Here is an 8,472-nt window from a genome sequence, read left to right as displayed (position 1 = left end):
TGCACGTGCTCGTAGCTCTCCACCTGCAGGAACTCGGCGGCACCGTACAGCCGCCCCAGGACCAGGCCGCCATACCAGGGCCACACGGCCATGTCGGCGATCGAATACTCGGCGCCGGCCAGGTAACGATGTTCGGATAGCTGACGGTTCAGGACATCGAGCTGGCGCTTCACTTCCATCGTGAAGCGATTGATCGGGTATTCCATCTTCGACGGCGCATAGGCGTAGAAATGGCCGAAGCCGCCGCCCAGATATGGCGCGCTGCCCATTTGCCAGAACAGCCAGTTCAGGGCCTGCGTCCGCTCGTAGGCGGTGGTCGGCAGGAAGGCGCCGAACTTCTCGGCGAGGTAGAGCAGGATCGAACCGGACTCGAACACTCTTATCGGTGACGGCGTGCCGTGATCCACCAGCACCGGAATCTTCGAGTTCGGATTGGCCAGGACGTAGCCGCTGGAGAACTGGTCGCCTTCCAGGATGCGGATCAGCCAGGCGTCGTACTCGGCGCCGGCATGGCCCGCAGCCAGCAGCTCTTCGAGCATCAGCGTGACCTTCACGCCATTCGGCGTCGCCAGCGAATACAGCTGCAGGGGATGCGTGCCGACTGGCAGTTCCTTCTCGTGGGTCGGTCCGGCGATCGGGCGATTGATGCTGGCGAAGGTGCCGCCGTTTTCGCTTTCCCAGGTCCAGATCTTCGGCGGGGTGTAGACAGTTGTATCGGTCATTGGCGGGTCTTGAATGAAAGCCTGGCCGCATTCTCGTCTTCTCGGCACCGCTCTGCTGTCCGTCGTCCTGGTCGGCGAACCTGGAACGCCTGCCGCCGTTCATCACCTGAGCACCTGCTTTCAACGCTGGTGCCGAAAACGCGGTAGCGAAGTTCGGAACATTGTCACTAAAGTGCAACGCTGAGCTGATAAGCGCCGCACTTCGAGAATCTGCCGTGAAATTCATCTGGGCCCTGTTGGCCATGAGCCTTGTTGCTGGCGCTGCGTCGAGCACTTCCCTGCGTACTCCGAGGCCAGAAACCCTGGCCTATACGGGCGCAGCGCGCCCCATTTCCCAGATCAAGCTGCCGAGCCTGGACCAGTTGCGTCATCAGGGCGGCTGGCTGGTCGATCGCCAGGGCCGCGTGGTGATCCTGCACGGCGTCAATGCCGTCTGGAAGCACGCGCCGTATACCCCGCCGGACTCGCTCGAAGGCTTCACCGCCGCCGATGCCGACTGGCTGGCGGCACACGGCTTCAATGCCATGCGTCTGGGCGTGCTGTTTGCCGGCGTCATGCCGCAGCAGGGCGTCATCGATCACAGCTATCTCGATCGCATCGATCGCGTGGTCAAGCTGCTGGCCGCTCGCGGCATCTACGTGATGATCGATTTCCATCAGGATCTATTCGGCGAGGCCTATGCCGGCGAAGGCTTTCCGGAATGGGCTCATCCCGCCGAAACCGGCGGCCTGATCCGCGCCGGTTTTCCGATCGGCTATGTCACGCCGCGCGTGAACCAAGCGTTCGATGGCCTGTGGAACAACACCAACAACCTGCAGTCCGCCTATCGGGATGCCTGGATCGCCGTCGCCGCCCGCTGGCGCGACGCCGATCATCTGATGGGCTACGACCTGATCAACGAACCCTGGAGTGGCAGTGCCTGGCCGGTCTGCGCGCTACCCGGCGGTTGCGCGGACTTCGAGCTGGACAAGCTGCAGACGATGTACGAGCACGTGCTCAGCGGCATTCGCGGTGTCGATGCCGACAACATCGTCTGGCTTGAACCGCAGGTGCTGTTCGACTTCGGCGCTCATTCGCACCTTGGCACGGAGCCGATCGACGATGCCCAGCTGGGCCTGTCCTGGCACAACTACTGTATCGCTCAGACCTTGATGCAGACCTACGGTGCGAAGGATTCAAAGACCTGCGCGAAGCTGGAACAGCGGGTTTATCGCAATGCCAATGTCGTCGCCACGCGCTTGGGTGCGGCGTCGATGCTCAGCGAGTTCGGTGCCAGCAATGACGCCACGGCCACCGCCCGTGTCGCCACTCAGGCCGATGAAAACCTCGTTGGCTGGATGTACTGGTCGTACAAGAACTGGGGCGACCCAACCACCCAGGCCCAGGGCACCGGTGCCCAGAGCATGTTCGACGACGACCGCGATCTGAACACCGCCAAGCTCGACAAGCTCGCCGCGCTGGAACGCCCCTATCCGCAGGCGATTGCCGGCGTGCCGCTGGCCTACGCCTTCGAGGCGAGCAGCAAGCGCTTCGCGTTTCGCTACTCGACGACGCTCGCGTCCGGCGAGCCAGCGCCTGCCGGAACGGTGACCACGATCTATGTGCCGACCCTGCACTATCCGAACGGCTACGCCGTCGAGATCGACGGCGGCCATGTGATCTCGGCGATCAATGCCAACCTGCTTGAAGTGGTAGCCGAGCGGACCGCGCATGCGGTTTCGCTGAAGATCACCGGCGCGCCGATTCAGGAAGCGCTGCTGGCCGGCGAGAAGCGGCCGCCGGCCCAAGCTGGCCCGTAACTGAGTTACGAAACGCGCCGAGCCGGGAAATCCCGGCTCGGCGAGAACGCTCGTATTGGATACCTGGCTTCAGAGCACCGGCACGGTGATGAAGTCGATGTTGATCGGCGTCAGCACGGTGTCGATCAAGGACGCATCCACGGTTTCAGCACCGCTGGTGAAGCCCAGGATGCTGACACCCGGCTGCGTGTCGCTGGTGCGGGTGACCCAGAGCTTGCCGTTGGGATCAACCGCCAGAGAGCCCATCGCCACAGCCTGGAATCCCGGCACGGCAATCGGCGCTGCCGTGGTGTTCGGGTTGAAGCGGTACAGGGTCTGGGTGGCGCCGAAACCGGTGCTGCCGATGAAGTAGCCGCGGTCCGAAGTCACGGTGGCGATATCGGCGAAGAAGTCGAAGGGATGTGTTGTGGCATCGCCATCGTCGAATACCAAGGTGGCGGAGTTCGCCGCCGTGTCGATACGAACGATGCCGCCCTCGTACAACTGCGCATACCCGTCGTCAAAGCCGCCATAGCCACCGTCGGCCAGTACGAGGATGTTGTTGCTGCCGGGAATGCCGACCAGGCTGACCGGATCGCGCACCGGCAGCTCGATGCCCTTGAGGCCATCGATAGTCGGCGCGGTATCGATCTCGGTGTTGGTCGCGATGTCGATCACGGCGATGTAGCTGGTCTTGACCGAAGCAAAGCTTTCCAGTCGCTGCATGGCGACATACAGGCGGCCATTTCTGACGATGCCCGCGGTCATTTCCGGCACGCCGTCGAAAGTGTCGTAAGCGGACAGATCGATCTCGCCGATCTTGAACGCCGCTTCGGTGGTGGCAGACGGATTGACGATCCACAGCTTGCCGGAGCCGTAGCGCAGCAGATAGGCCTTGGTATCGCTGACGATCAGCAGATCGCTGGGGTTGCTCTGAGCCGTGCCGTCGGTCGCGTCCTGCGTCGAGTAGGTGTAGACCGGCGCCGCCGGGTTGCTCGCCGCGTAGCGCTGGATCTGGTTGGTGTCGAAGCGCTTGATCACGAAGTAATGATCGCCGCCGCTGCGCACGAAGAGGTCCGAGGTGGCGCTGGCCACCACATTATTCCGTGCAGCGAACGGCGCAGTGGCCGCGACCAGCGAGACCGCGCCGCTGGTGAAAAGCGGGGCGCGCGTCGCGATCACCGCGGAATCGGTGAATAGAGGTGCATCGTCAGCGTTCTTGCCGCCATCGCAAGCCGCCAGCAGCAAAGCTGGCAACAGCAGCAGACAGGTTCTGAGGGTTTTCATTGTCATTGGGTTACTCCCTGGGTAGATGGATCAGACAGTGGTTCGGCAGGTGAAGCAGGGTTGGTTTGAGCGGGGCCTTGAGCGCTGGTCGGCTCGTTGCGCGGATAAGTCAGAGACAGCAACAGACGCCGGCCGGGTGTCGGATAGCCGTTGAACTGCTCGGCCTGCTGATTGCTGAGATCGAGCGCCTGCAGGGCCCAGCCGACCTTGCGGATCGCACCGCGTACACCGACGTCATGACGCTGCGCGGTCGGTGCCTTGAGCAGGCCGGTACTGTCGTAGTACTGCCCGGCTTCGAGCCGGTAGGCGTAGTAGAAGGTCAATGTCAGCCAGTGCCGCTCGATGCGCGCGTTGAGCTGAGTTTCGAAGCGGCCCGGCAAGGGATTGCCGCGAGTGGCGCGAACCTGGCTGCGATCCTCGGTGTGCTGCCAGGTGCCGCCGAGCTGCAGGCCGAAGCCGGCCAAGGTCGCGGCGCTATCGGCTTCAACGCCGTAGATCAGCGCCTGATCGGTGTTGATCGAGCGACCGATGCCCTGGGCGTTGTAGGTGGGACTGATGGCGTCGTGCAGATCCTGGCCGAAGACGGTCAGCTCCAGGCGCTGAAGGCGCGGGCCGGGCTGGCAGCGCACGCCGACATCGCCGTAGTTCGCGCTTTCCGGTTTCAGCGACGGATTGCCCCGGAACAGGCCGCGATCGCCGTAGCGCTCGAAGAAAGTCGGCAGGCGTTCACGACGGCCGAGATTGGCGGCGAGCAGGCAGGTATCGATGCGCTGAGTGGCACCGACGGCTGGCTCGATCCGCGTGTGCTCCTCGCGTTCGCCATCGGCTACGTCGCGTGACCAGGCGAGATTCAGGCTGGCGTTGTAGTGGCGATTGCCATCGACCAGCTGTGCATCGAAGCCGTTGCCCATGTTGAAGCGCTGCGCCGAGCTCGTGGGCACGCCGCCGAACTTGTCTTCCGACTGATAGTCCGCGTACTCGACCGTCAGCGTGTCCTGAAAGACATCGCCGAAGCGCCGGCCGATGCTGGCCAGGCTGCGTTGGGTATCCGACCGTGTGTCCTGGGCGCCGAGCCCCAGCTGGCTGCCGGGGTCGCTATAGATTTCCCGCGTGTAGCGATGCGACAGCGCGGTCTGCCAGGTCGATCCCTGCGGGCTGGTCAGCGACAGCGCGTAGGACTGGGTGTCGAGCTCGGTTTGCGTGTCTGCGGCGTTGAGCCGGGTCGGCAACTGCTGCGAGTCGTTCAGCGCATTCAGGGTGACTTCCACCGGCCCGAAATAACGCAGCTGCCCGTAATACTGTTCGCTGCCGGCGTTCTGCCGCGGCTCCTTGCGGGTGCGATCGGGATCAGTCGGATCGAAGGCCTTGAACTTGTTGACGTAGTCGAAATCGTTGTCGGCGCCTTGCGCGCCGGCCGCAAGCTGGAACGCGCTGCCGAGCTGTGCGGCCACATCGACCTGCTTCTGGCCGAAGCTGCCGAGCACCGCGGTACCGACCACCGGCGCCGCCAGTTCCCGGCGACTGCGCAGGTTGATGGTGCCGGCCAGACCGCTGCCAAGCTGGGCCGGCACGCGGCCCTTGTAGACATCGACTTGTTCCAGCAGCAGCGGGCTGATCAGCGATAGCGAACTGGCATCGCCGCCGCCGGTATCCAGCGGCAAACCATCGAGCAGGACGCGCACCTGCCGGCCGCTGCTGCCGCGCAAGCTGGCTTCGCTGTAGCTGCCGAGACCACCGGAAGAACGCACCTGCACGCCGGGCAAGGTCGACAGCACGCTGGGGAGATCGCTGGCCACCAGAGGATCGATGGGCACGCGGATGACCACGCCGCTATCGAGCAGTTCGGTGCGTTGACCGACCACGGTGACGGTCGGCAACTCGGTCGCTGCATCGGCAGGATCTTCGGCTGCCGAGCACGCGCTCCAGCCAGCCAATAGCGCGATCGACGTCCGGCCCACTCGTTTGCACAGCTGCCGACTCGCCGCCACGGATCATCTCGGTAGAACAGAGAACGCCCGTGGTCGGCGTGGCTAGGCCACACCCGTACAGTCGCCCGCCGCGACCACGGAGATAGTTGTTTGCAGGCCGGTCTCCGGACTCGCAGGCCTTGCTTTCGGCGCCTTCCCGGATCGTGGCGATCCAGTGGCGATATGCCGAAGCTTCCTGCTTACCGTTGCGGGGGCAGTGCTCGAATTGAACGAGCTTCCCGTTTCACCCTACGGCTCTATCCGAGCAGCCTTCAGGCACCTGCGCGGCGGATTCTAATGCGGAATCCAGCCAGCCGTCGTTCCGGACCACGGGATCGAGCCTGGACCGACCCGGCTCGCAAGCCGCACGGCCGATGTCGCCAGATGGTCCGCTGCTGGCATCGCAGCAGGCTGCTGGCGCCGTTGCTTGGCAATCAACAAGACGCGTGCTTGCGAGATCGTCCGGCGATTCATCCGGCTTTGTCGCTGTCCAATTTGAGCTTCGATAAAGACATTCATATCAAGGCTTTGCATTGCCGGAATCGCGGCATTCACTAGCGCCATCTTGGGCTTGATCAACTGGCGCGGTCGTTGCGCTCTCAGGGCTTCCAGCGTCGTTGTTCGTCGAGACCCTGCGGCTTTCAAACCAGTCTTCGACAGCGACCAATCACCCACCCCGACCCATCCGAAAACCGTGATCAAACTTCGCCATTCCAGCCACGTCCTCCTGCGACGAGCCACTCTGGGCGCCTGCGCGCTCGTCTTCGGAGCCTCGATCTTCAATCTATCGGCAGCTGATCCTGCCCCCGCAACTGCAGCACCGACTGCCAAGCAAGTGATCGACGTCCGCCGCGCGCTGTTCACCTTGATCGGCAGCAACTTCCGACCGGTAGGCGACACCTTGCAGGGCAAGATTCCGTACGACGCTGCGGACATCCAGAAACGCGTCGCCCGCGTTGCTTTTCTCGCACCGCAGTTGAGCGAAGTGTTCCCGGATTTCTCGGCCACCGGCGAGACCAAGGCAAAGCCGGAGATCTGGAGCAAGCGTGCCGATTTCGACGGCAAGCTGAAGGATTTCCAGACCCATGCGCTGGCCTTGGCCCAGGTGGTCGAGAAGGACGCCGGCAACGCCGATGCCTTCAAGGCCGCGGCGGCCGCAGTCGGCAAGGACTGCAAGGGCTGCCACGACGACTACAAGTCGAAGTAGGCCTGCGATGTCGTCGATCAGGTCCGCTACCGATAACGCGGCGGCCGTCGAATCGGCGGCGGCGCCACGCGACGAGCGTCAGGTCTGGGATCTGCCGGTCCGCATATTCCACTGGAGCCTGGTCGCCGGCGTCCTGGCCAGCTACGTCACCAGCCGTCTCGGCCCGGAGTACTTCAGCCTGCATCTGGCCTCGGGCTATCTGGTGACCGTGCTGGTGGCGTTCCGCCTGCTCTGGGGGCTGTTCGGCACTCGCCACGCCCGCTTCGCCAGCTTCGTTCGCGGACCGCGAGCGATCGCGCGCTACGCCGTCGGCTTCCTGCGTGGCCGGCCGGCGCGCCACGCGGGGCACAACCCGCTTGGCGCGCTGATGGTGCTGGCCCTGCTGGCAACGATGTTCGTACAGGCCAGCACCGGCCTGTTCAGCAACGATGAAATCTTCAACACCGGCCCGCTGTATGCCTGGGTCAGCGAGGACTTCAGTCTGCAACTGACATCGCTGCACAAGCTGCTGTTCAACTGGATCGCCGCGGCGATCCTGATCCATGTGCTGGCGATCCTCGTGCATCGTCTACTGACCCAGGAGAACCTGGTCCGTGCGATGTGGACCGGCCGCAAGCCGGCCCATGCGGTCAACGGCGACGAGGTCATCGGTTCGTCGCGGCTGGTGCTGGCGCTGCTGCTGCTGGTGATCGTGGTTGCCGCCCTCGCCTGGCTGGTGACGCACGCGCCGGTAGACGGACCCTCGTCCTTCGAGTGATTCCCTGAAATTCCTTGGCGACGGCCGCATCCGGCGGCCGTCGCCAATGGATGTCCATTTTCGCCGCATCGCTCCTCTCCCGATTGACCGTCAAAAGCCTGCTGCGCAATCGACAGCAGGCTGCTGCCGATGATGCTGGGAAGCCAGCAAACCGCTCTTGAGGTTGCGACGGAGCACCCTTCAAAACAACTTGAAGGAAGCTTGGACGGATAGATATTTATTAAATAAAAACAACTAAATAGACGGTCTTCTATCAGGACTGATCAGCTTCTTCTGCAAGCGCTCCGAGCTTGGCCCGGCCGTTGCAATCCACTACTGACTGCAAACATCAGGAAGGCATTGACGCAACTCCAGATCGCAGTTCCGCACAACTCCACTTCGCGGTGGTCGCTGGCCAGCAAGCAGAATCCAGGAAACAGGTGAATGAACAGGAAACAGTCAACGCAAGCTTTCGTAGTCGGGCTTTTAGTAGGGCTTTCAGGCGCAGCCATCAGCGCTACCGCCGCCGAGCAGCCGGATGCTGCAGCGGCCGCGCGTGGCCCAGCGCCCGCCGCCAAATCCAACGCGCTCTGGTCCTACCAGCCGGTGGCGGCGGCGCCGGCGCCGAAGGTCAAGGCCGCCCGCTGGGTGCGCACGCCGATCGACGCCTTCGTGCTCGCCAAGCTGGAGGACAAGGGCCTGAAGCCTTCGCAGGACACCGATCGCGCCTCGTTCATCCGCCGTGCCACGCTCGATGTCTGGGGCGTGATCCCGA

General features: G+C 63.6%; 8 protein-coding genes and 1 riboswitch. Of the genes, 4 read left to right on the top strand and 4 right to left on the bottom strand.

The genetic code is table 11. The features are described 5' to 3' along the window. Positions 1–722, bottom strand: a 722-nt coding sequence (yghU, locus tag Q0D45_RS19340) for a glutathione-dependent disulfide-bond oxidoreductase (RefSeq protein ID WP_293396860.1), incomplete at its 3' end; no start/stop codon positions are given. A gap of 215 nt (positions 723–937) precedes the next feature. Between yghU and Q0D45_RS19335 the strand changes: the two genes are divergently transcribed. After that, entirely contained in the window at positions 938–2,521 is a 1,584-nt protein-coding gene (locus tag Q0D45_RS19335) for a cellulase family glycosylhydrolase (protein WP_293396857.1), read from the top strand. A 69-nt stretch (positions 2,522–2,590) separates the two neighbouring features. On the opposite strand, the gene Q0D45_RS19330 is transcribed toward Q0D45_RS19335, so the two are convergent. The 3 genes from Q0D45_RS19330 to Q0D45_RS19320 form a co-directional block, all read right to left on the bottom strand. Then, positions 2,591–3,793, bottom strand: coding sequence for a hypothetical protein (locus Q0D45_RS19330; RefSeq protein WP_293396854.1), 1,203 nt, complete (start codon positions 3,791–3,793; stop codon positions 2,591–2,593). Then, entirely contained in the window at positions 3,790–5,775 is a 1,986-nt protein-coding gene (locus Q0D45_RS19325) for a TonB-dependent receptor plug domain-containing protein (RefSeq protein ID WP_293396850.1), read from the bottom strand. Before Q0D45_RS19325 ends, Q0D45_RS19330 begins: the two co-directional genes overlap by 4 nt. Positions 5,776–5,852: 77 nt before the next feature. Beyond that, positions 5,853–6,053, bottom strand: a riboswitch (cobalamin riboswitch). Then, a complete protein-coding gene (locus Q0D45_RS19320; protein WP_293396846.1) occupies positions 6,049–6,333 on the bottom strand; it encodes a hypothetical protein in 285 nt (94 codons plus the stop codon). (Overlaps the previous riboswitch by 5 nt.) 256 nt (positions 6,334–6,589) lie before the next feature. Between Q0D45_RS19320 and Q0D45_RS19315 the strand changes: the two genes are divergently transcribed. The 3 genes from Q0D45_RS19315 to Q0D45_RS19305 all read left to right on the top strand — a co-directional run. After that, complete coding sequence (locus Q0D45_RS19315; protein ID WP_293396843.1) at positions 6,590–6,961, top strand: cytochrome c; 372 nt, start codon at positions 6,590–6,592, stop codon at positions 6,959–6,961. Positions 6,962–6,968: 7 nt separating this feature from the next. Beyond that, entirely contained in the window at positions 6,969–7,718 is a 750-nt protein-coding gene (locus tag Q0D45_RS19310; protein WP_293396840.1) for a cytochrome b/b6 domain-containing protein, read from the top strand. 423 nt (positions 7,719–8,141) lie between these two features. Beyond that, on the top strand, positions 8,142–8,472 hold a 331-nt coding region (locus tag Q0D45_RS19305), incomplete at its 3' end, for a DUF1549 domain-containing protein (protein ID WP_293396837.1).

This window comes from Nevskia sp. (assembly GCF_023266035.1).
GTDB lineage: Bacteria > Pseudomonadota > Gammaproteobacteria > Nevskiales > Nevskiaceae > Nevskia.
This window is presented reverse-complemented; position numbering and strand designations above follow the sequence as displayed.